Source organism: Microseira sp. BLCC-F43, from assembly GCF_041929235.1.
Lineage (GTDB): Bacteria > Cyanobacteriota > Cyanobacteriia > Cyanobacteriales > Aerosakkonemataceae > Microseira.
In genome coordinates this window covers 48854-69445 of the sequence record NZ_JBHFNP010000085.1, presented here as the reverse complement: position 1 = coordinate 69445, position 20592 = coordinate 48854, and the positions used below count along the sequence as shown (strand labels likewise).

The 20592-nt window shown below is 45.8% G+C and carries 21 protein-coding genes and 1 pseudogene; 14 read left to right on the top strand and 8 right to left on the bottom strand.

The features are described from left to right. The first annotated feature begins 54 nt into the window (after positions 1-54). From ACE1CM_RS12930 to ACE1CM_RS12905, 6 genes are all read left to right on the top strand, one after another. Entirely contained in the window at positions 55-1110 is a 1056-nt protein-coding gene (locus tag ACE1CM_RS12930; RefSeq protein WP_374877911.1) for a DNA cytosine methyltransferase, read from the top strand. Further along, entirely contained in the window at positions 1110-2084 is a 975-nt protein-coding gene (locus tag ACE1CM_RS12925; RefSeq protein ID WP_374877910.1) for a BsuBI/PstI family type II restriction endonuclease, read from the top strand. The genes ACE1CM_RS12930 and ACE1CM_RS12925 overlap by 1 nt, the downstream gene beginning before the upstream one ends. Positions 2085-2097: 13 nt before the next feature. Further along, on the top strand, positions 2098-2313 hold the full coding sequence (locus ACE1CM_RS12920; protein WP_374877909.1) for a DNA cytosine methyltransferase: 216 nt from the start codon (positions 2098-2100) through the stop codon (positions 2311-2313). A 319-nt stretch (positions 2314-2632) separates the two neighbouring features. Continuing rightward, complete coding sequence (locus ACE1CM_RS12915) at positions 2633-3343, top strand: DNA cytosine methyltransferase (RefSeq protein WP_374877984.1); 711 nt, start codon at positions 2633-2635, stop codon at positions 3341-3343. A gap of 127 nt (positions 3344-3470) precedes the next feature. Then, a complete protein-coding gene (gene map, locus ACE1CM_RS12910) occupies positions 3471-4232 on the top strand; it encodes a type I methionyl aminopeptidase (protein WP_374877908.1) in 762 nt (253 codons plus the stop codon). Positions 4233-4776: 544 nt separating this feature from the next. After that, positions 4777-4908, top strand: coding sequence for a hypothetical protein (locus ACE1CM_RS12905; protein ID WP_374877907.1), 132 nt, complete (start codon positions 4777-4779; stop codon positions 4906-4908). On the opposite strand, the gene ACE1CM_RS12900 is transcribed toward ACE1CM_RS12905, so the two are convergent. The 8 genes from ACE1CM_RS12900 to ACE1CM_RS12865 form a co-directional block, all read right to left on the bottom strand. After that, positions 4881-5729, bottom strand: coding sequence for a hypothetical protein (locus ACE1CM_RS12900; RefSeq protein ID WP_374877906.1), 849 nt, complete (start codon positions 5727-5729; stop codon positions 4881-4883). The two genes, ACE1CM_RS12905 and ACE1CM_RS12900, sit on opposite strands and share 28 nt — an antisense overlap. 267 nt (positions 5730-5996) lie before the next feature. Then, positions 5997-7703, bottom strand: a complete 1707-nt coding sequence (locus ACE1CM_RS12895; RefSeq protein WP_374877905.1) for a tetratricopeptide repeat protein — start codon at positions 7701-7703, stop codon at positions 5997-5999. A 10-nt stretch (positions 7704-7713) separates the two neighbouring features. Further along, positions 7714-8103, bottom strand: a complete 390-nt coding sequence (locus ACE1CM_RS12890; protein WP_374877904.1) for a hypothetical protein — start codon at positions 8101-8103, stop codon at positions 7714-7716. Between the two features lie 770 nt (positions 8104-8873). Beyond that, on the bottom strand, positions 8874-10046 hold the full coding sequence (locus ACE1CM_RS12885; RefSeq protein ID WP_374877903.1) for a hypothetical protein: 1173 nt from the start codon (positions 10044-10046) through the stop codon (positions 8874-8876). After that, positions 10012-11661 carry an MBOAT family O-acyltransferase gene (locus ACE1CM_RS12880; protein WP_374877902.1) on the bottom strand — a complete coding sequence of 550 codons (1650 nt, stop codon included), beginning with the start codon at positions 11659-11661 and terminating at the stop codon, positions 10012-10014. The genes ACE1CM_RS12885 and ACE1CM_RS12880 overlap by 35 nt, the downstream gene beginning before the upstream one ends. Before the next feature lie 197 nt (positions 11662-11858). Further along, entirely contained in the window at positions 11859-12641 is a 783-nt protein-coding gene (locus ACE1CM_RS12875; protein ID WP_374877901.1) for an ABC transporter permease, read from the bottom strand. 51 nt (positions 12642-12692) lie between these two features. Beyond that, complete coding sequence (locus ACE1CM_RS12870) at positions 12693-13481, bottom strand: ABC transporter permease (protein ID WP_374877900.1); 789 nt, start codon at positions 13479-13481, stop codon at positions 12693-12695. Positions 13482-13631: 150 nt separating this feature from the next. Continuing rightward, positions 13632-14615: an ATP-binding cassette domain-containing protein gene (locus tag ACE1CM_RS12865; protein ID WP_374877899.1), complete on the bottom strand. Its 984-nt coding sequence runs from the start codon at positions 14613-14615 to the stop codon at positions 13632-13634. Between the two features lie 660 nt (positions 14616-15275). Between ACE1CM_RS12865 and ACE1CM_RS12860 the strand changes: the two genes are divergently transcribed. The 8 genes and pseudogenes from ACE1CM_RS12860 (at position 15276) to ACE1CM_RS12825 (ending at position 20261) form a co-directional block, all read left to right on the top strand. Then, positions 15276-15545 (top strand): hypothetical protein, encoded by a 270-nt coding sequence (locus ACE1CM_RS12860; protein WP_374877898.1) that lies wholly within the window; start codon positions 15276-15278, stop codon positions 15543-15545. An 82-nt stretch (positions 15546-15627) separates the two neighbouring features. Further along, the gene (locus tag ACE1CM_RS12855; protein WP_374877897.1) at positions 15628-16011 is read left to right on the top strand and encodes a hypothetical protein; all 384 of its coding nucleotides are present in this window, start codon (positions 15628-15630) and stop codon (positions 16009-16011) included. A gap of 126 nt (positions 16012-16137) precedes the next feature. After that, positions 16138-16323, top strand: a pseudogene (locus tag ACE1CM_RS12850) (zinc ribbon domain-containing protein); the annotation flags it as partial. Between the two features lie 64 nt (positions 16324-16387). Beyond that, positions 16388-16579 carry a hypothetical protein gene (locus tag ACE1CM_RS12845; RefSeq protein ID WP_374877995.1) on the top strand — a complete coding sequence of 64 codons (192 nt, stop codon included), beginning with the start codon at positions 16388-16390 and terminating at the stop codon, positions 16577-16579. Between the two features lie 15 nt (positions 16580-16594). Then, complete coding sequence (gene bchL, locus ACE1CM_RS12840; RefSeq protein ID WP_374877896.1) at positions 16595-17461, top strand: ferredoxin:protochlorophyllide reductase (ATP-dependent) iron-sulfur ATP-binding protein; 867 nt, start codon at positions 16595-16597, stop codon at positions 17459-17461. Positions 17462-17494: 33 nt separating this feature from the next. After that, positions 17495-18250 carry a DUF5331 domain-containing protein gene (locus tag ACE1CM_RS12835; RefSeq protein ID WP_374877895.1) on the top strand — a complete coding sequence of 252 codons (756 nt, stop codon included), beginning with the start codon at positions 17495-17497 and terminating at the stop codon, positions 18248-18250. A gap of 181 nt (positions 18251-18431) precedes the next feature. After that, positions 18432-19826: a ferredoxin:protochlorophyllide reductase (ATP-dependent) subunit N gene (locus tag ACE1CM_RS12830; protein WP_374877894.1), complete on the top strand. Its 1395-nt coding sequence runs from the start codon at positions 18432-18434 to the stop codon at positions 19824-19826. Positions 19827-20033: 207 nt separating this feature from the next. Then, positions 20034-20261: a hypothetical protein gene (locus ACE1CM_RS12825; protein WP_374877893.1), complete on the top strand. Its 228-nt coding sequence runs from the start codon at positions 20034-20036 to the stop codon at positions 20259-20261. Positions 20262-20592 lie beyond the last annotated feature (331 nt).

The window sequence follows — 20592 nt, the reverse complement described above, 5'->3', positions numbered from 1 at the left end:
GAGCGGGATCGCTTTCGTTTCTCCACTACAATCCCGAAACTATATCCGAACTATATGACCTCAAAAATACTCAAAAATCAACTCCATTATCTTGATTTCATCGAACAAGAGTTGCTTTTGTGCCCAAAACAGCCAACCGCTCCTTTAGTTATAGATATGTTTGCAGGTTGTGGCGGTTTTGCTCTAGGTTTTGAAGCCGCAGGTTTTAGAACTATTGGTTACGAAATGTTAGCAGATGCCTGCACAACTTATCGACACAATCTCCATACTTCATGTTATCAAATTACTTTAACACCTGCATCAGATTTAGTTGATGGCGCCGATGTAATAATTGGTGGCCCTCCATGTCAACCTTTCAGCGTGGGGGGAAATCAACGAGGATTAAAAGATAGCCGCGATGGTTTTCCAACATTTCTATCTGCCGTTGAGCGTTATCGTCCTAAACTTGCCTTGTTTGAGAACGTGCGGGGAATGTTATTTCGGAATCAAGCTTATTTTCAAGAAATTGTCAATGCTTTGCAAAAATTTAACTACTTTGTTGAATGGCAAATTTTAAATGCCGTTGACTATGGAGTTCCACAACGCAGAGAGCGACTTTTCTGCGTAGCCCATCAAGGTGGTTGGAAATGGCCTAAAAAAACGAATTTATCATTACATTATACAGCAGGAGAGGCATTAGGAGAACTGGCATTATCAGCACCGCCTGAATCAAAATTTCTCACGATCAGTATGGATGAATATGTCAAAAAATATGAGAAAGCTTCCCAATGTATTAGGCCAAGAGATTTACATCTAGACACCCCTGCAAGAACCGTAACTTGCCGTAATTTATGCGGTGCAACTGGCGATATGTTGCGAATCCGCTTACCCGATGGACGGCGCAGAAGGCTGACAGTTCGTGAAGGAGCGCGCCTTCAGAGTTTTCCAGATTGGTTTGAGTTTCAAGGCTCTGAAAATAGTCAGTTTAATCAGATTGGAAATGCCGTACCGCCGCTTTTAGCAAAAGCTTTAGCGCGTTCTGTAATGGCATACTTGAATAATTTGGAAAACAGCCCATCTGAGAAGGTAAATCCACCAGCACAATATATACAGTTATCTTTTGATTTTTAATGTCTAATAGCCCTAGTTTTCCCGAACCAACTCAAGCTATCAAAAAGATGGAGGAAGCTAAAGCTATCCTCCGAGATATGGGGTTACCAGCAGCTCAGCAAAACGAACGCTCTGCCCTCACATTACTAGCTTTGCTAAATTTAAAGGTCGATACACCCTGGACAGAAGCAAGTAATCCTTTACTCGGCATTACTCCAATTATGGAGTTTATTGCCCAACAATATGGGAAAATATACGCACCCAACACGAGGGAAACGATTCGTCGCTTCACCGTTCATCAGTTTGTAGAAGCTGGCTTTCTGATTCCAAATCCAGATCGGCCTTCAAGACCTACAAATAGTCCAAAAACCGTTTATCAGATTGAGGCTAACGCTCTGGAATTGATTCGTACTTACCAAACAAATTACTGGAGCGATCAACTAAAAAATTACTTAACGTCTATTAAGACATTGCAGCAGCGATATGCTCAAGAACGGGAGAGGCAACGGATTCCCGTGACGCTGAAAACTGGGGAAAAAATCTCTTTGTCTCCGGGAGGGCAGAATCTTCTGACCGAGAAAATTATCAATGATTTTTGCGAGCTATTCACGCCAGGAGGAAAGCTAATTTATGTAGGCGATACGGGTGATAAATGGGGTTATTTCGATCGTGAGTCACTGGAAGCGTTGGGTGTTACTGCTGATGCACATGGAAAGATGCCTGATGTTGTGGTTCACTATGTTCAAAAGAATTGGCTAGTCCTAATTGAGGCCACTACCAGTCATGGCCCCGTGACTCCAAAACGCCGGAACGAACTGCAAGCAGTCTTTCAAAATTCTACAGCTGGCCTTGTATTTGTCACTGCTTTTAATCACCGCAGCGATATGGCAAAATATCTAAATGAAATTGCTTGGGAAACGGAAGTCTGGGTGGCTGATGCACCAACTCATATCATCCACTTTAACGGCGATCGCTTCTTAGGGCCGTACCCTTGAATTTTGGGTCATCATGCGGGTAGCCTCATTCTTTACAGGCATTGGTGGGTTCGATCTTGGCTTTGAAAGATCTGGAATGAAAGTCGTATTCCAATGCGAAATAGACCCCTTTTGCCAAAAAATTCTCAAACGACACTGGCCTTGCGTACCGATTCATCAGAAATTTGGGTGGAAACCCGGTTCTTCGAGGACGGCTTTACATTTACTGGAATGCTTGGGCATAATTTGAGTGGTCGCAGACCCGCCCGGACAACGGAGACATAAAGCCTAACACCAAAGTCTGTTCCAGGAGCAGCGGCGCAGAAAAGTTGGCAGACCGGGATAAGAGTAAGGGGCAATGGTAAATCAACCCTAAACTTCAAAAAGTGCATAAGCATTTGTTTGTTTGGTTTCGTTTTGGCGGTGGGACACACCGTGTCAGTCTGTGGAGCGAACATAAGACCAAATCTCTTTAAGGGTGGAGGCAGTTGCTATGAAGCAGAAACCTAAATCGCGAGGTTTAGGAATCACCGTGGCTTGAGCAACAACGGTGAGGATGTCAAGAAGACATCACAACCCTCGTTCCTGCAACTATCCCTGCCGCTGATTTATGGTGTGCCGGATGGCCCTGTCAAGACCTCAGCAACGCCAACACAGAACGAAAGGGACTTGCAGGAGAACGAAGCGGACTGTTCTACAAATTTATGGAACTTGTTGGAGAAGTTCAGCCAGCGTGGTTGGTCTTGGAAAATGTGCCTGGGTTGCTCTCGGCAGAGCAAGGAACCGCGCTTGAACTCGTTATCGACACGCTGGAAGCGCACGGGTATTTGGGGGGATGGCTATCGTGTAACGCTCTCGATACGGGCATACCCCACGACCGAGATCGAGTCTTCTTTATCGCCAGTTTTAGATCGCAAAGTGCCTATAGAATCTTTACTGACAGCAGCGAATTGTCTGGGGATTCTCCGTCGCGAAAATCGAGCCAAACGCAAACTAGATCGAGCGTTCGTGAAGGCACTGTCGGAAACACTCCGCTTGTGGTACAACGTCGCGGCGGCTTCGGGTATACCTTGGCAAAAAGCATCTGCCCCACGTTACGCGCCCAAACTGGAGGACATCAAGGAGGTCATTCAGACCGACCAATACTCTGTGGCGAGAAACTTGACCTGGACAGAATGGGAAAAGCTGATGGGGTTTCCTCCCGGATGGACTCTCGCAGAGGGAGACTCCTTGGTAACGCCGTTCCGCGATCGCACAATGGATTGGCAGAAAAATCGTAGAAATCCAGAGTCAAGATCAAGCCTAACAGAACATCTAAGGTAAGCTTTCCCCAGCTTACTCAAGTTCTTTTGAGGCGATACTGATATATACAGTCCCAAAACAGCAGTAAAAATTAAACAAAACACTATGACCACCGAAACCATAGAACTGTTATCCAGCCGAGAAATAGAAAAAATGCGTCAAGCTGGGCGCTTGGCGGCTCAACTCCTGGAGCATCTCGAACCAATGGTAAAACCAGGAGTTACTACCCTCGAACTCAACGATGAGGCTGAACGCTGGACAAAAGCGCATGGTGCTAAAAGCGCCCCCCTTGGCTATCACGGTTTTCCCAAATCTATCTGCACCAGCGTTAATCAAGTCGTATGTCACGGCATCCCCAATGCTAAGCAAATACTTAAAGATGGTGACATTATTAACATCGACGTGACGCCGCTTGTAGATGGTTACCACGGCGATACGTCTAAAACTTTCTTCGTCGGTACGCCTTCACCCACAGCCAAAAAGCTCGTAGAAGTGACTCAGGAGTGTCTCATCAGGGGCATTGCTGAAGTAAAACCAGGGGCGCGGATTGGCGATATCGGCGCGGCGATTCAGGAATACGCAGAAGCCCAAGGCTTTTCGGTTGTGCGAAATTTTACCGGACATGGCGTTCACCGGATTTTCCACACTGCACCGGAAATCCCCCACTATGGGAAGCGGGGTACGGGGAAGCGTTTAAGACCGGGTATGGTGTTTACAATCGAACCGATGATTAATGAGGGGACTTGGGAAGTTGAGGTTTTAGATGATGGGTGGACTGCTTTGACGTTAGATCGAAAACTTTCTGCTCAGTTTGAGCATACCGTCGCGGTGACTAACTCTGGCGTCGAAATTCTTACCAATCTTTAGCAATGAAATCTTTGACAATTGAGTTGTTTTGTGGTAAGGGAGGATAGGTGGGGTGAATGCGATCGCCCAACCAACTCCACTTGAAGCGGACGCGGTGATGCGGAGAGACCGTGACGCGGGGACACCTTATGGTAAGCGGCAGGGGATTCTAACCAGGAAGAATTTTCTTCATATTGAAGAGGACAAGGGAGAGCACCGGAGACGGTGACGCGGGGACACCTTATGGTACAAGCTAGGGGATTCTCACAAGGAATAATTTTTTTCTTCTAGCGCGTTTAAATTCGGGAGGCTGAGAGCGGGTGCTTCTCACTTGAGAAGGGTGCAAGATCGCGTCTCCCCAACTCCTTTGTCTGGGCGTCTTCTTGGTCAAAATGCTGGGAAAGGAGAAGCAAAGCGATGGCAAATCAAGCCAAAGGCATCATATCATGTCGCTTGAATTCCCCATAATAAAAAAACCTTACCCCGTCGTTGCGTAGGGACACGGCATCATAGATATCTCGGACAAACAGATAAAGTTAATTGTGCCGTGTCCCGGAGCGTGATTATGGGTAATCGACCCGACATGATATCAGTTACCGCAAGACTTGCAATTGTCTTGCAGCGTCGCAGCGACTGGGAAACCGAACCACTCGATCGCCGGATTTCAGTCTACTTAGGCAGCGGAAAAGGAACGTAGTCATAACCTGTAACGGTGATATTAATCTGTTTCAGTTGGACTAAAGACACTTCACCATTGCGATCGCCTTGAAAATGGACTTTTCCTGTTACGCCATCGACCGAGAACTCGTTACGAGCAAGGTCATTTTTCAAGCATTCACGACTGGGTTTGTCTGCCGTTTGATCGCAAGTTTTGATACCTTGGATAATTGCCTGTGTTGCATCATAAGCCATAGCAGTGCGCCAAGTCAGATTACCACTGCGCCAATCAACATTCTTCCCCCACAATTTGGTAGCGTTCACAGCAAAACTCTTTCCTCTCCCTGCTGTGGGATTCCAAGGCACTGCCACTATCATGCCTTCAATACCCTGTCCTTGCTCTAGTGTTTGATAGGTGTTAATTGTAGAAGAACCAAACAACTTTAAATTCTGTTTTTTTGCTGCTGCTGCCATCTTTATGGCCTTAGCCTCAATTGCAGCTGCTGCGTCGGTTGTTAGTCCCAAACTATCTCGTAGCTCATTTAATGTTTGGCGACCAAGAGGAATAATCTCTCCGCCACCCTGCTTTGACCAATACTCAACTTCTTGACGATATTTGAGCTTCGGATCGTCCTTCGGTGCTTTAGCAAGCTGGATTTTATAGCCTTCTTTAATTGCATAGATCTCAGGTTTCATTGCCGGAACAGATTCTTGCACTTTTTCTTTGGCATACTGATGTAATTCATCAACAGAAATCCAACCGTCTTCATCTCGATCTGCTGCACCAGTATTGAGCCCCTCAACTATATAACGGGTGTAGATATTTTCAAAACTATATTGGGTTGAAGTCGAAGATGTCAAAACAGCTCGCCCCTCTCCACCTAATTGGTTCAGGACTTACCCAGGTCTAGGCCATCACCTTTGTTTCTGTGTAAAGAAACCCGGTTTCTTTGCGTAAGTCCTGGAAAAATCGATACGCAGTAGGATAAGCTACCATCGGGAACCTTCCCGCTTCTAACAACCCTCGCAGCACTTCGGTAATGTGTTAGATCGAAAACTTTCTGCCCAATTTGAGCATAGGGTTGCAGTTACTAACTCCGGCGTCGAGATTCTGACATTAAATTATGGCTATCCCTGAAGTTTGGCTATTTTATCTAATGCCGCTTGGTATTGCTGGGTATATCCTTTTTTGTGAAAAAGTTCTGCGGCGGTTTGATAAGCTGCGATCGCTTGCTGCTTGTCTCCCAGTTTAGAGTAAGCGTCCCCCAGATCCTCGTAAACATAGGGGTCTTTGATTTCCCGGGTATCGAATTGAATGGCTTTGTTGTAATACTCGATCGCCGCAGCATATTTTCTCAAAGCCCCATAGGCGTTTCCTAGAAATTGATAGGTTTCGTAGTCATTGGGGTTAATTTTAATCGCTTTTTCGTAATCAGCGATCGCTCTGGGATAGTCGCGCAAATTGAAGTATGCCCTGCCTCGGCTGTGGTAGGTTTTAGCCTGTATGGGATCGAAGCTAAGCGAGCGCTCGAACTCCTCAATCGCTCGCTTAAAGTCATTTTTCTTAGACTTTTCGAGGCCGATATTATAGAATTTTTCAGTACAGGTAGGGGGTGAATCAAAAACTCTGCATGTAAAAACGGGCAGTTGCGGACTCACTAGAAAATAGGTTGTTAAAAGCAGCACCGCGAGCGTACCTGTCCCAGCGATCGCTCTGGGATTTCTCAAGCTTGAGACTTTCTTAGAAACAAGTTCGCTCAGCTTAAATCTAACGGGTTTGTGTTGCTTTTCAATCGGAGCGATATCTTCTTCCCTCAAACCTAAAACCCGCTGAAAATGTTTTAATTCATCGCGAGCAAGGCTACTAAGAGGATATCCATTTTGAATCGCCTTAACAAATACTTCCTCGTATGTTTGCAATTTTCGCTTGTATTCTTGGTAAGGTTTAAGAACTTCAGCTTCAATTGCCGCAGCATCTTCCGGCAGCAATCCCAAATGATTTCGCAGTTCGTCTAACGTCAAGCGACCCACATCAGAAATCTCGCCGCGAAAGGCAAAATTTTCTACCTCTTTCCGATACCTGAGCTTCGAGTCTCCCCTGGGTGCATTAGCCAACAGAATCCTAAAGCCTTCTTTAACCGCATAAATTTCTGGTTTCATGGCGGGAGCGGCTTCTTTGACTTTCTTTTTGGCATATTCGTGCAATTCATCAATAGAAATTGCACCATCATTATCTAAATCTGCTGCACCCGTTTCAATCCCTTCGACCAGGTAATGAGTGTAAGTCGAGAGGTCTAACTCTTTCTGCTCAAAAGAATACTGAGTTGAAGTAGAAGATGTGAGAACCGCACGTCCCTCGCCACCTAGTTGAGTCTGAAGATTCACAGACCCATCATCTTTAGCAGACCAACCTTCGGCAAAAGCTCCGCTAAAACAACAATCCAGAATTACTACCTGTCGCTTCGAGCGACTGTCGCTCATAACATCCTGTACAAAACTGGCTGCAACGGCTGTAGCTTTTATCAGTTCTCCCTGGGTATTTTTGCGAGTGTTGCGCGTGGCAAAATAAAGCTTGCCGCTCTCATCTTTAACGCCGTGACCTGTAAAAAAAAGCAGTGCGAGGTCATCCTTTTGACAACCGGAAAATAAAGTCTCAATTGCTTCTTCCATCGCTTGTCGTTCGGGATTAATTAACGGTTTTACTGAGGTAAAACCGCCCATTTCTGGGTGCTGCAAAATGCGCTGCATTGCCTCGACATCTTTGACTGTACCAGGTAGCGGGTTCAAACCCGAACCATACTCGCTGACTCCTATCAGCAGTGCCACCTTATTCATTTGCTACCTCCTAACAAGCTAGGGATGCAAAAAATGGCTTGACTATTTCCTCATTCGCTGCTACTAGCTCTTGCTTACTGCTGGCTTTGATTTTGAGTTTTTTACCGTTGGCTTCTAGTTCTATTTCAATCGGTTTGTCCCCCAAGCGATCGCCCACAAATCCCAGCAAAGCCTTAATATTTTGTAGGCTGACTTCAGCCGTCAGGATTCCTATTAGTGTGCCTCCAAACGCCTTCGCTCCCTCTGGCATTTCTTCTGGTGACACCAAACCTGCTTGTTCGACGCCATCCAGGTCTTTTATATCTCGCAATAGATTGCGCGTTTTCCTGTCTAGCCTGTCTTCCTCTAAGTCCGGATCTTTGAGAGCTAGGGTAAGTTTAACCGTAGATTCGCCTGTCATTTTAAACCTCTAAATATTGTTAAGTATTGCCAAGGAATTGTTTTCCCTCCTGCTATTTAGATCCGAGAAAAACAAGGAATCTCCTGGTTAACTTAAATATTTTTTACAAAAATTTACAGCGAGCGCTCCCCATTCCCTCTAACTCAAAGCACTGGTATAAAATCGCAACGCAAACCGCCTACACCCAATCGAAATCAAAAATAACCCCAACGCCAATACTCCCAAACCTATCACCCCAACAACTTCACCTCGTCCTCATATTGCCTCCGGCGATACAGTCGTTAAAAATGCTACATAACACTCAAATTAAAGCAAAAACGACTATTGACGAGCCGAGAAACTGAACAAGCAAAGCAACCCGGTTTCTACAAAAAATCGTTGGTTTGGGAACTCGAGATATGCCTCCCTTCCCCACTCGCGTTCGACGGTCGAAACCGGGTTTCTGGCAACGCCCTTTCTAAAGCAAGGGTTGTGTAACTGCTAATAGCTAATCGCTAATGGCTAAATAAAAAAGAAACAGTCAATAATTACTGAGCAGCTCTGGAGGCAATTGAAAAGCGAGCAATTAGCAATTAGCAATTAGCTATCCATACAATACCGATGCCTAAGGATATGATATTACAGCGGATTTCAACCCTTGTGAGGTACAGCGTCAAAGGCTTTGCGTGCAAGCAGCAAAAATGGCAGCGCGCTTGACAAACAAAACCGTACCTCTTTGGGCTGCAATCCGCTATACGAAGCTTTGTTGGCTACTCAACTTGAAACTTCCCCTATTGCTTCAAGACATCGCGGCGGTCAAAATGTTCGTTAATCAACTTTAGTACCGCTTTGGCGATTAATTTGTTAGCACTCTCGGTGAAGTGTCCCTCAGCAACAAAGTTTCTGATGTCGGTAGCCGCAGCAATATTATGAGTACTGATATAGGGAATTGAAGCGCCCTCCAGAGTCGCCGAAAGCGCCTGAAACAAATGATCTTCATAGCCGCGATCGCTAATCAGAAGCACAATGGGAAATTTGCCGTCACTTCTAGCCGTTGCCGCAAAATCGGTAACAATTGCGCTTAAAACGGGGATGTCTATTTCTGCGTTGAACCCGGCTGAGCTATAAATTTTATTTGCAATCATCGCCTGATGCCGCTGTGCATAAGCTCTGCGAATCAGCCGTACAATTGCAGAATTATCCAGCCAATTCCGCTTGAACAAGAATGAGTTAAAGAATTGATCGTTTTCTCGAATTTGGGTGACAAATTCGTTCCACTGTTGCTGGTCTTGCCTGACGGCGCGGAGTTGAGCCAGCGACAAAACTTGAGGCCAAATCGCCTTCAATTTTCCATCTTCCACAAAGTAGCGCGGGTAAGTGTAAGGAATAGGCACTTCAAAATTCCAGGTCAAACCGCTGATTGTTCGGAGTGCTTTAACGCTGGAAGCCAGAATCCCTAAAATCGCTACATCGGCTTGGTGCTTACCCCGATCTAAGTTGTACGCCGCGAATGCGTAATTCGGTGGCGCAGATGGTCCAGCGATTAATCTTAACCCGATTTTGGCATCGATTTCCTTCATCGCCTCACCCATATAATTTGAAAATGACATGCCGTAGATGGCAACAAGCAAATCTTCACCGGCTGCACGGTTTGTGGGTATATTTAATTTTTTCCACATTTCTGGGTCTAACCAGCCAGCCTGTGCGACGGGCCCACTTAATTCGTCTGTCGGCCCTATCATCCGCGCCAATTTTCCTTCCACAGACCGCCCGTATTCAAAATAAAGGTTAAGCTGTCCGGGGGAAGTTACGCGCGGATCTGATGGATACGGAAACAGAAAATTGATCGAGATATCGAACACAAATAGGAAGAAAACTATCCACATTCCGGTTACAAATGCCTTACGGATTTGTTGACTTTTAGCCAGCTTAGAACTGAGAGTATATATACTGTGCAGGTGCATTGCTCAATCCCATAAACACAATAACCAGCATTGTTGCATAAATGGCTGCACGCGCTGGGGTTGGATAACGAAGGTAAAAATCTTGATTCTGAGATTTGTAGGCCAAAAATTCATACCCCATGAGTATTGGAATACCCAACAAGGCAGGTAACGGCGGCTTTGGCATGGTGAGGGCGAAGTTTCCTATATCCACAAACAGAATTTTTGTCAACGTGACAATCTGAGCCAGAGATGTTGCTCGGAATAACAGCCACCCATAGCAAGTTAATACAAAGAAGAACAATGTTGCTACTATCCCTTGCCAATTTCCCAAACCATTTGGCGATGCACTTTGTTTCTTATCTTTGGGACTAAAAACTCGATACACGCACAAAAGTGCGCCTTGATAAAAGCCCCAGAGGACAAAGTTCCATGCCGCACCGTGCCAAAGTCCACCCAGCACCATTGTCGTCATCAGATTTAAATAAGTTCGTAACTCTCCTTGACGGTTTCCACCCAGGGGAATGTAGAGATAATCCCGCAACCAAGTAGACAGACTGATGTGCCACCGCCGCCAAAACTCGCTAGGATCTTTGGAGAAATATGGCAGATTGAAGTTGAGCATCAGTTCGATGCCGAACAGTTTGGATATTCCCCTAGCCATATCGGTGTAGCCGGAGAAATCGCCGTATATTTGGATAGCGTAAAGGAAAGTTGCCAAAACCACATCAATCCAAGAAACCGCCCCACTCGTACCGTAGATTGCATTGACCGAACCTGCTACCCCGTCAGAGATTGCCACTTTCTTGAACAAGCCGAATAATATCAGAAATACACCTTGAGCAGATTGCTCGAAACTTAGCCTACGTCGCTTTGACAACTGCGGCAGTAAGTGGGATGCCCGATCGATTGGACCCGCAAGTAATGAGGGAAAATAAGCTAAGAAAAGGGCAAATTCCGCAAATTTTTCCGCTGGCTCGATCTTGCCTCGATAGATATCAACGGTGTAGCTTATCGTCTTAAACGTGTAAAACGAGATTGCTACAGGCAGAACGATGTTTAAATTTAATAATTCTGCCTCAATCCCCAGGGAGCGAATGCCTGCAACAGCACTGTCAATGAAGAAATTGAAGTACTTAAAAAAGCCAAGCAGTCCCAGGTTTGTACATATACTAATCCACAGGAACAAATCCCGTCGTTTTTTTTCCTTGATTGCGGTCAACCTTGGATACAGCAGATTAGCTATCCCTACTAATGCTATTGTCGCAATTAATACCAACCACCCTGACGGGGCAGCAGGTAGAAGTTGATTCCACTGCACTGATAATCCGAATGTTTCTGTGTTGAGCCGAACTGCATTCCATTGCACGGTAATACAAAAGAACGCTGCCAATATCAGGCACCAAGCCGCAACCCTGCGCCCAGATCGGGTTAATCGACCCGTCTCAATCATAGACCCGCAGTAGAAATCAACTGCGGTTGATAAGACGATCAGAAAAACGAACCTCACATCCCACCAGGCATAAAATATATAGCTAGCCGCGAGCAATATCAAGTTTTGCCCGCCCAGAAGCACCCGGTAGAGTAAATAAGTTACTGTTACAAAAATTACAAATTCAACGGAATTAAACGTCATTTTTTTTTTTTTGAGATAATTGAATTTCCCAAGGACGTCGAGTTCAAATCCATTATATGGTTTGAAATAGAAGTTGGTTAAACTGGCAGAAAGTTTTTTTTTATTCTTAAATCGGTTTCGGTATATTCAACTAGCACAATCGGTTTTTCGCTAATTTTAACTCCCCGTAACCACGCAAGTGAATTCCCATCGTCATGCTAACTCGACGCACTCGTATAAAACCGCAATGCAAATCGCCAAAACCCTATTGAAACCAAAAATAACCCCAGCGCCAATACTCCCGCACCTATTACCCAACCAATTTCCACCCGCCCTAACATCGCTTCCGCTGGTACAGTTGTTAAAAATGCTACCGGCACTATAAAAGTAAAGAAAAATCGATAAGCAGTTGGATACGCTACCATGGGGAACCTTCCCGCTTCTAACAACCCTCGCAGCACTTCGGTAACATTATAAATTTTGACAAACCAGATACTGGTTGCTCCCAGCATAAACCACAAGCTGTAAAGAATTCCCAAACCAAATACAATCGGTACGGCAGCGAGCGCATAATCGCTGGTTTTAATCCCCAGTCGCGTACCCGTATATCCAACTAACACCAAACCAAAGATTAAATCTGGCAGTCCCCAAGGCGAAACGCTACGGGCAGAAAGCCAAAATTGGCTGCTAATCGGCTTTAATAATACAAAGTCCAAAGTGCCGTCTTGGACTTGTCGCACGATGCGATTTAGGTTAGGAACGAGGAAGGTACTGGAAAAACCCTGGAGTAAAGTAAACACTCCCAGCACTACTAATGCTTCTTCCCACTTCCACCCCTGGAAGCTATAACCAGTGCGATAAAACAAAAACAGGGTAAATAAACTGCCCAACAGGTTGCCCAAGCTGCTCAGTGCTGCCAAAATAAAGTTAACCCGGTACTCCAATTCAGCGGCGATCGCTGTTCCCCAAAATAACCCCAATACTCGTAAATATCTTGTCATTGCTAATTGCTAATTGCTAATTGTAAAAGCAGTTTCAGCACACCCGCATCTTCACGCGCCCATCCCAGAATAATGCTTTAATCCTCGACGCCACAACCAACGGTTCCAAACGCAGAAAATTATCAGCCACCCCAATGTTGTCAAAAATCCTCTGACTGCATCTACAGGTAATCCTATTAACAATGCTGCGGGAAAATGGATTAAATAGGGAAATGGCGTCCAAAGTACTATCTCGCGCACTTCGCTGGGGAATAGTTCTAATGGAGCAATAATACCAGAGAGAAAGAGATATAACAACGACCAGAATTGCTCGATCGCCGTTGCGCGTTCTACCCAAAATGCGAACATGGCGAAGGTGTATTGTACCAGGAAACGTAAGGAGAAGGAGAGAGCGAGCGCTAGCACAAACAGTAATAATCTGGATAAACTAGGTATCCAAAAAGACTGGGGATACAGAAGGAAAAATAAACCCACCAGCGCTAAAGAAAACGGCAAGCGGGCAAACCTTTCACTAAAGTGGGAAGCAATGTGATGCCAAATTGGATCTATTGGCTGAAGTAATCGAAAGGAAAGCTTTCCTTCTACTACCTCGCGCTCAAAGTCCCAAATCACCCAAACTGTATTGAACTGCCGCACGATAAATACTGCCAGAAAATAGCGAATAAAGTCTACAGGTTTTAGTCCAAACTGCCCACCTTGCGCCGCTTGCATCCAAATGCCCATTAAAATAATCGGCAAACACCCAGCCAATACCCATAAAATTAGCTCGGCTCGGTATTCCACCATGTAGGCATAGTAAACTTCAATCAGCGTCTTGACTTTTCTGATAATTTTTTTCATTTCACTCTTGCGCTTGTCTTAATAACGCCCACAGGCTGAAGCCTGGGGCTATACAAACCAAGTCCGCCTGCGCGGACTAAACCAAAGCCTGCGGAGGCAGGCTTAGTTCGTGTAGCCGCACGCTTTAGGGTCTGGGCGACTCAATTTCACTCACGATACCACCCCGGCACGGAATACCCGACCTATTACATCTTCAACCGGCGGATCTGTGATGGTCAAATCTAATACTTGCAACTCGGCTAACATCCGAGAAACCCTGCGGGTGAGTTCTTCCCTTCGCACTAGCAAGCGCACTTCCCGCCCTTCTATTGCTTCTATTTCTCCGTAGGGAGATAATTTTTCTTCAGGTAGGGCATGAGCTAGTTCGAGTTGAACTTCGCGACAGGGGGCATATCTTTCTAATAACCCTTCTAAACTGCCGTCGTAAATTAGCTGTCCTTGGTGAATTAAAAGTACTCGCTGGCACAAAGCGGTAATATCCGCCATGTAGTGGCTGGTTAAAAGTATTGTCGCTTGGTAGCGCTGGTTATACTCGCGCAAGAAGTCGCGCACGCTAACTTGAGCGTTGACATCTAGTCCCAAAGTTGGCTCATCTAAAAATAGTACTTGGGGACGGTGCAAGAGTGCGGCGAGTAATTCGGCTTTCATGCGTTCGCCTAAAGATAGTTTTCGCACGGGTTGGTTTAATTTGCCTTCGAGGGCAAGCATTTCGGTGAGTTCTCCCACCCGATAGCGAAACTCTTTTTCTGGTATATCGTAGACGGCGGCGTTGATTCTGAGCGAGTCCAATGCTGGTAAGTCCCACAGCAGTTGCTGTTTTTGCCCCATTACTAGGGTAATTTTTTGCAAAAATGCCTTGTCCCGCTTGAAGGGGATGCGTTCTGCTACTTGGACTTTACCGCTGGAGGGATGAATCAGTCCGGTGAGCATTTTCAGCGTCGTGGTTTTTCCCGCACCATTCGGGCCTAAAAACCCCACCACCTCGCCCGCTTCAATTTGGAAGGAAACCGACTGCACGGCTTTTACCTGGCGGTAGGTGCGGCGCAGAAAGTGCTTCAGCGTTCCTTTTAGCCCTGGTTCTTTGACTGCCACCGGATAGACCTTGCTCAGGTCAAAAGCTTCGATGATTGGCATATTCTTTGGTTACATGATGCGATCGCGGGGCAAACGTCACTTCATTGTAACTAACCCATTTTCCGCGACTACCAACCAAAGACAGAAGTCGAGCCAGCGCTAAAATTAATTATTCTTTACTAATTTCACACCCCCGTTGCCAAACCTCGCAGATCAGCAGGTGAGTAGGTGAGCAGATCAGCAGGTTAGTAGGTGAGCAACTTTCACCAAGTCTTATCACCGCACCCAATTCATACTCAGCAGAAGTGCTTTCCCTCAGCTTGCCGGATGCATATCGCACCCCACCGCGAAACCGATTTTTTTACTTTTGCTTATTGTAACAACTTATTATAAATAATAACATAAAAGTAAATAAAATAAGTTTTAAATGCTATAGATTGAAGCAAAAGCGGTTGGCAATTTATAAATAACTAATAAAAGCAGATGCTCTGTTTTAAACCATTACCTGTCTTGAGAAGCCCTTTCAATCCAGGGAAAGTTGGACAATAATGCTTTTGTGTAGTGAACGAACCGCTAGTCTTCGGCGATCAAAGACGTAGTACCAGGTAGGCATTTATCTAGGTATCCCGCTTAATCCTTAGCATTTCGCTCACAGCCTTTAGCCCATTATTGGAGGAGTAGCGATGTACAGCCTGAAGTTAGAGCTAAAACTCAATAACTTTGAGCGTTCAAAACTTGCCGGAGGCGCTGGATTTGGCCGCCTCGTGTATAACGCAAGGGCGATCGCTGCTTACCCAATCATGGGGACTTCAGGGAATTAAAGCTAGCGACTCCAAGCGCTTAGTTGAGATTGAGAAAGTCAAAACCAACCAGGTCAAGGCTAAACCTGAATACGGTTGGATGAAACAATATCCATCAGCCATCTATTCATCAGCACTAAGAAATTTAGCTAAAGCGGTTGACCGATGGCGTAAAGGTGATTCAGGCTAGACTCAATTCAAATCTAAAAAGAGGGGGGACAGTTTCACAGTCCTGAAAAAGTCACCCGGTGTATCCTGCCAAGGGTGAACCAATGATTCCGTTGACTCATCGTCAAATTCTTCACCCAGGCAAGAAGATCGCAATCCCCGGTTTAGGAGAATTCAGGCTTAAACAAAGAATTCCATTCCTCTGTTCCAGCCAAACATTCACTATTTCGAGGAAAGCGGACAGATGGAGAGTATCATTCGCGTTAGATGTTGACAAAATTCCACCACTTCTACACCCAGTTCAATCGGTTGGCATTGACTTAGGTGTCAAATGTTTTGCCACCTTATCAGATGGCTCTAAAATTGTTGCAACACACAGCCTGAAACAGGCTCTAACCAAGCTAAGTAAGGATATGTGGCATAACCGCAACAAACAACTGGGCAACCGTCGTCAAGGAATTAGGGCATCGAACAATGCCTTAAAGTAATACCAAAAATTGGCAATAAGACACGCCCGGATTGCTAACATCAGACGAGACTTTTTGCAGAAAACCACGACTGACATAAGCCTTAAGTAATACAACATTCGGATTGAAGATTTGCATGTTCAAGGAATGATGGCTAATCAAAAATTAGCTCTGGCTATTTCAGGCTTGGGCTTTGATGAATTCCGAAGAATCTTGAATTATAAGGCGACATTCTTTGGTACTCAACTGGAACTGGTTGACAGGTGGTTCGCTTGCTCTAAAACATGCTCTTGCTGCGGCAACGTTCAACCAATGCCTCTCTTGGAGCGTGTTTACAAATGCAGTAAGTGTGGCGTTTCCATTGCTCGCGATCTAAATGCTGCAATAAATCTGGAAAATGCTCCAAAAAACCGAGTACGTGCGGCAAGCGCGGAATTTACGCCTGGGGACTGTTTTCGCCGACTCCCAAAGGTTGAAGCAGGAAGCTTTCCGTCGCAGGGAGCGAAATGCGCCCGAAGAAGTAAGTTTTGTCTTGCACTCCCCAAGCAGCAGTAGACAAATCAAGCATATTTTGACAAGCCAAAATTAAGGAGAACAAAAGCCTGTGAAACTAGCAGTTTACGGAAAAGGCGGCATCGGTAAATCCACAACGAGCTGTAATATCTCCACAGCCTTAGCCAAACGTGGAAAGAAAGTGCTGCAAATTGGTTGCGACCCCAAACACGACAGCACCTTTACCCTGACTGGTTTCTTAATCCCCACGATTATTGATACGCTTCAGGCGAAGGACTACCACTACGAAGATGTTTGGCCCGAAGATGTGATTTACACTGGCTACGCCGGAGTGGACTGCGTGGAAGCGGGTGGCCCTCCGGCGGGTGCGGGTTGCGGCGGTTACGTGGTAGGCGAAACTGTGAAGCTGCTCAAAGAACTCAACGCCTTCGACGAATATGACGTGATTCTGTTCGACGTATTGGGTGACGTGGTTTGCGGCGGTTTTGCAGCGCCCCTCAACTATGCCGACTACTGCATCATCGTCACCGACAACGGGTTTGACGCTTTGTTCGCCGCCAACCGCATCGCCGCCTCGGTGCGGGAAAAAGCTCGGACTCACCCGTTGCGTCTGGCTGGTTTAATTGGCAACCGCACCTCGAAGCGCGATTTGATTGATAAATACGTAGAATCCGTCCCCATGCCGGTGCTGGAAGTGCTGCCTTTGATTGAAGACATTCGCGTGTCCCGCGTCAAGGGCAAGACCTTGTTTGAAATGGCAGAAAGCGACCCCTCGCTCAACTACGTCTGCGACTACTACCTCAACATTGCCGACCAACTGCTGGCGCTGCCAGAAGGCGTGGTGCCAAACGATGCTCCAGACCGGGATTTGTTCGCACTCTTGTCAGATTTTTACCTAAATCCAACCAAACAAGCGCCAAAGACGGAGGAAGAAGAACTAGACTTAATGATGGTTTAAACAGTCTAGTTTTCAGGATGAGGGGGAGAACCTGTGGCTTTCTTTGACGACTTCACGGCATCTCTAAAAAAGAAGTGGTTGGAATATTTTCAGCTAAATCACAGTTGGATGACCTTACAAATGGAGGTCGATAGCGTTAAGACTCCAGATGGTGGTCGTCGACCTCCCTCTTACCTCATCCTGGGGGTACTCAACGCGATCGAACCCAAGCTGGCGCAGTTGATGTTCCCGTTTTCCAGACTCAACTCCGATCCAGACTCCCTCATCGATGTATTGGAGTTGAATTTCGACCCCGACATCGCGCTGGGTAACCGTCCACCTGAGAAAGTTGAACCAACGCCATCTGAGGCATCTGCTGAGGTGGGATTGCTCGCAGAAGAAGAGGAAGAGGAAACTGAAGATTTGCTCGCAGTATCCTCGTTGGAGTCGGGTGCCATGGCGCTTGATGATTTTGGCAGCGAAGCATCTGATGAATCGAGCGAAGAAGAAGAGGATGCCTTTGGTGCCATGGGGCTCGATGATTTTGACACTGAAGCGTCGGATGAATCTGCCGCAGCGTCGCTGATGGATATGGAAGACATCTCCCTAGATGCATGGGGCGACGAGGAAACTGCTTCTGAGTCTAAGGATGAGTCCTTGGCAGATTTGGGTGACATCAGCTTCCTTGGATTCGGCGAACAATCGTCCAAGAAATCGGATGATGATGACTTGGATGCCTTTGGCGATATGACTTTCGAGGAGCTTGGGGAAGTGGAGTTGAAAGACGATGATGATGTCTGGAAGAAATAACAAATTTGTTGGCAGTTAACGATTAACCGCCGTCAGTATCGCCAAAAAATCTGTTGGAGTTGTAAGGTTGGGTACACTCCGCACTTACACTCCTGGTTGCCCAAATTAATAGAAATTGAAATAACGGGGCGAGTCCCCGAATGATTTCTTCGTCCATTTATAGAGAGAGGATTAACATCAAATGACTGTTACTCAACAACCCCAAGCGCTTACCTTTGAGTGCGAAACTGGGAATTACCATACTTTCTGTCCGATTAGCTGCGTGGCTTGGCTGTACCAGAAAATTGAAGATAGTTTTTTCCTGGTAATTGGTACTAAGACTTGCGGCTATTTCCTGCAAAACGCGATGGGGGTGATGATTTTCGCCGAACCCCGCTACGCGATGGCGGAGTTGGAAGAGGGAGATATTTCGGCGCAATTGAATGACTATGAGGAATTGAAGCGATTGTGCTTGCAGATTAAGCGCGATCGCAACCCCAGCGTCATCGTCTTTATCGGCACTTGCACGACGGAAATCATCAAAATGGATTTGGAAGGCTTAGCACCCAAGCTGGAAGCCGAAATTGGAGTTCCCATTGTCACCGCGCGCGCTAACGGTTTGGACTACGCTTTTACCCAAGGGGAAGATACCGTATTAGCCGCAATGGCGGCGCGCTGTCCCAGCAAAGAAAAGGAAGCCGAAAAAGAAGAACGCAATGCGATTCAAAAACTGCTCAACTTCGGTAAAAAGAAAGAAGAAGTAATAGCAGAAGAATCGGAATATGTCAAGCATCCACCTTTAGTTCTTTTCGGTTCTTTACCCGACCCGGTTGTAACTCAATTAACTTTGGAATTGAAGAAGCAAGGGATTAAAGTTTCTGGTTGGTTACCCTCGAAGCGCTACACTGAATTGCCCGTTTTAGAAGAAGGGTATTATGTCGCGGGTGTCAATCCTTTCTTGTCGCGGACTGCCACAACTTTAATGCGTCGTCGCAAGTGCAAATTGATTGGCGCACCGTTCCCAATTGGTCCCGATGGTACTCGCGCCTGGATTGAAAAAATCTGCTCGGTGTTCGGAATTGAACCGAAAGGTTTGGATGAACGGGAAAAACAAATTTGGGAAAGTTTGGAAGATTACATTAGTTTAATTCGCGGCAAGTCTGTGTTTTTCATGGGCGATAATTTGCTGGAAATTTCCCTGGCACGGTTCTTAATTCGCTGCGGTATGACTTGTCCAGAAATTGGCATTCCTTACATGGATAAGCGCTATCAAGCGGCTGAATTGGAATTGTTAGAAAAGACTTGTCAGGAAATGGGCGTGCCGCTGCCGAAGATTGTGGAAAAGCCGGATAATTACAATCAGATTCAGCGGATTTACGAGCAAAAAGTGGATTTGGTGATTACGGGGATGGCTCATGCTAATCCGTTGGAAGCGCGGGGAATTAATACTAAGTGGTCGGTTGAGTTTACTTTTGCTCAAATTCACGGGTTTACTAATGCGCGCGATGTGTTGGAATTGGTGACTCGTCCTTTGCGTCGGAATAATTCTCTGAAGGATTTGGGTTGGGATAAGTTGGTGCGGGAAGCGATAGGTTAATAGAATCCGATAGGTTGAAACCTATCGCTACACAAACGAAGCCCGCCTTCGCGGGCTTTATAGGGAGGGGCGATCGCGCAAGCGTGCGATCGCTCTTTTTTCTATCAGAACATTGGCATCTAAATGCTGGTCAAGACGGTTATCCTATTTGTCACAAACAACTAAATTTATTAGCATCCTAATATATCTTTAATAGCATTCACCATTGTGACTATTAACCCTACTGAAATACCAGTTGTATTAAGATCTACGTCAATTGCAGCAACTATCGCAGCAATTGAAGCACCTGTAAGAATTCCCTGTACTATTGCGAACGCTATAGATGCAATTGCAGCCGCAGTGCTAACGGCAAATACTCCAACTGCCCCAATCATTCAAGCAACTAAGGCAGTTATTGCGATCCATTGCAGTGCGTCTGGAGTTGAACAAGTTTGAGCTTGCGCTATTAATAGGGGAATAAGTTGTATCGTATCCGTCGATAACATTTTTACGATCTTCCAAAAAATACATAAAACATAAAATAACGTTTTTTTGATTAATTTATAATGGAAGAAACACTGAAACCATCATCAATCTCAATAGCATATAGTCAGATAAATACGTGTTTCTACGGTTCAGATGGGTATAAGCTGTTAGGCGAACGCTCCTTAAGTTTTACAAACCAGCCCGCACAGAGGATAGACAGAAGGGAAAGAGCGCCAAATTTGCCGGTATTCTTGCTTCTATAGCCTATCGATTAGTAAGTGCTAAAGTAAAATATTGACCA

What these genes read in the sequence shown, in the direction of transcription:
- ACE1CM_RS12930 (WP_374877911.1), top strand. Translation starts at nt 55, where the DNA reads ATGACCTCAAAAATACTCAAAAATCAACTCCATTATCTTGATTTCATC.
- ACE1CM_RS12925 (WP_374877910.1), top strand. Translation starts at nt 1,110, where the DNA reads ATGTCTAATAGCCCTAGTTTTCCCGAACCAACTCAAGCTATCAAAAAG.
- ACE1CM_RS12920 (WP_374877909.1), top strand. Translation starts at nt 2,098, where the DNA reads ATGCGGGTAGCCTCATTCTTTACAGGCATTGGTGGGTTCGATCTTGGC.
- map (WP_374877908.1), top strand. Translation starts at nt 3,471, where the DNA reads ATGACCACCGAAACCATAGAACTGTTATCCAGCCGAGAAATAGAAAAA.
- ACE1CM_RS12905 (WP_374877907.1), top strand. Translation starts at nt 4,777, where the DNA reads ATGGGTAATCGACCCGACATGATATCAGTTACCGCAAGACTTGCAATT.
- ACE1CM_RS12895 (WP_374877905.1), bottom strand. Translation starts at nt 7,703, where the DNA reads ATGAATAAGGTGGCACTGCTGATAGGAGTCAGCGAGTATGGTTCGGGT.
- ACE1CM_RS12890 (WP_374877904.1), bottom strand. Translation starts at nt 8,103, where the DNA reads ATGACAGGCGAATCTACGGTTAAACTTACCCTAGCTCTCAAAGATCCG.
- ACE1CM_RS12885 (WP_374877903.1), bottom strand. Translation starts at nt 10,046, where the DNA reads ATGCACCTGCACAGTATATATACTCTCAGTTCTAAGCTGGCTAAAAGT.
- ACE1CM_RS12880 (WP_374877902.1), bottom strand. Translation starts at nt 11,661, where the DNA reads ATGACGTTTAATTCCGTTGAATTTGTAATTTTTGTAACAGTAACTTAT.
- ACE1CM_RS12875 (WP_374877901.1), bottom strand. Translation starts at nt 12,641, where the DNA reads ATGACAAGATATTTACGAGTATTGGGGTTATTTTGGGGAACAGCGATC.
- ACE1CM_RS12870 (WP_374877900.1), bottom strand. Translation starts at nt 13,481, where the DNA reads ATGAAAAAAATTATCAGAAAAGTCAAGACGCTGATTGAAGTTTACTAT.
- ACE1CM_RS12865 (WP_374877899.1), bottom strand. Translation starts at nt 14,615, where the DNA reads ATGCCAATCATCGAAGCTTTTGACCTGAGCAAGGTCTATCCGGTGGCA.
- ACE1CM_RS12855 (WP_374877897.1), top strand. Translation starts at nt 15,628, where the DNA reads ATGATTCCGTTGACTCATCGTCAAATTCTTCACCCAGGCAAGAAGATC.
- ACE1CM_RS12845 (WP_374877995.1), top strand. Translation starts at nt 16,388, where the DNA reads ATGCTCCAAAAAACCGAGTACGTGCGGCAAGCGCGGAATTTACGCCTG.
- ACE1CM_RS12830 (WP_374877894.1), top strand. Translation starts at nt 18,432, where the DNA reads ATGACTGTTACTCAACAACCCCAAGCGCTTACCTTTGAGTGCGAAACT.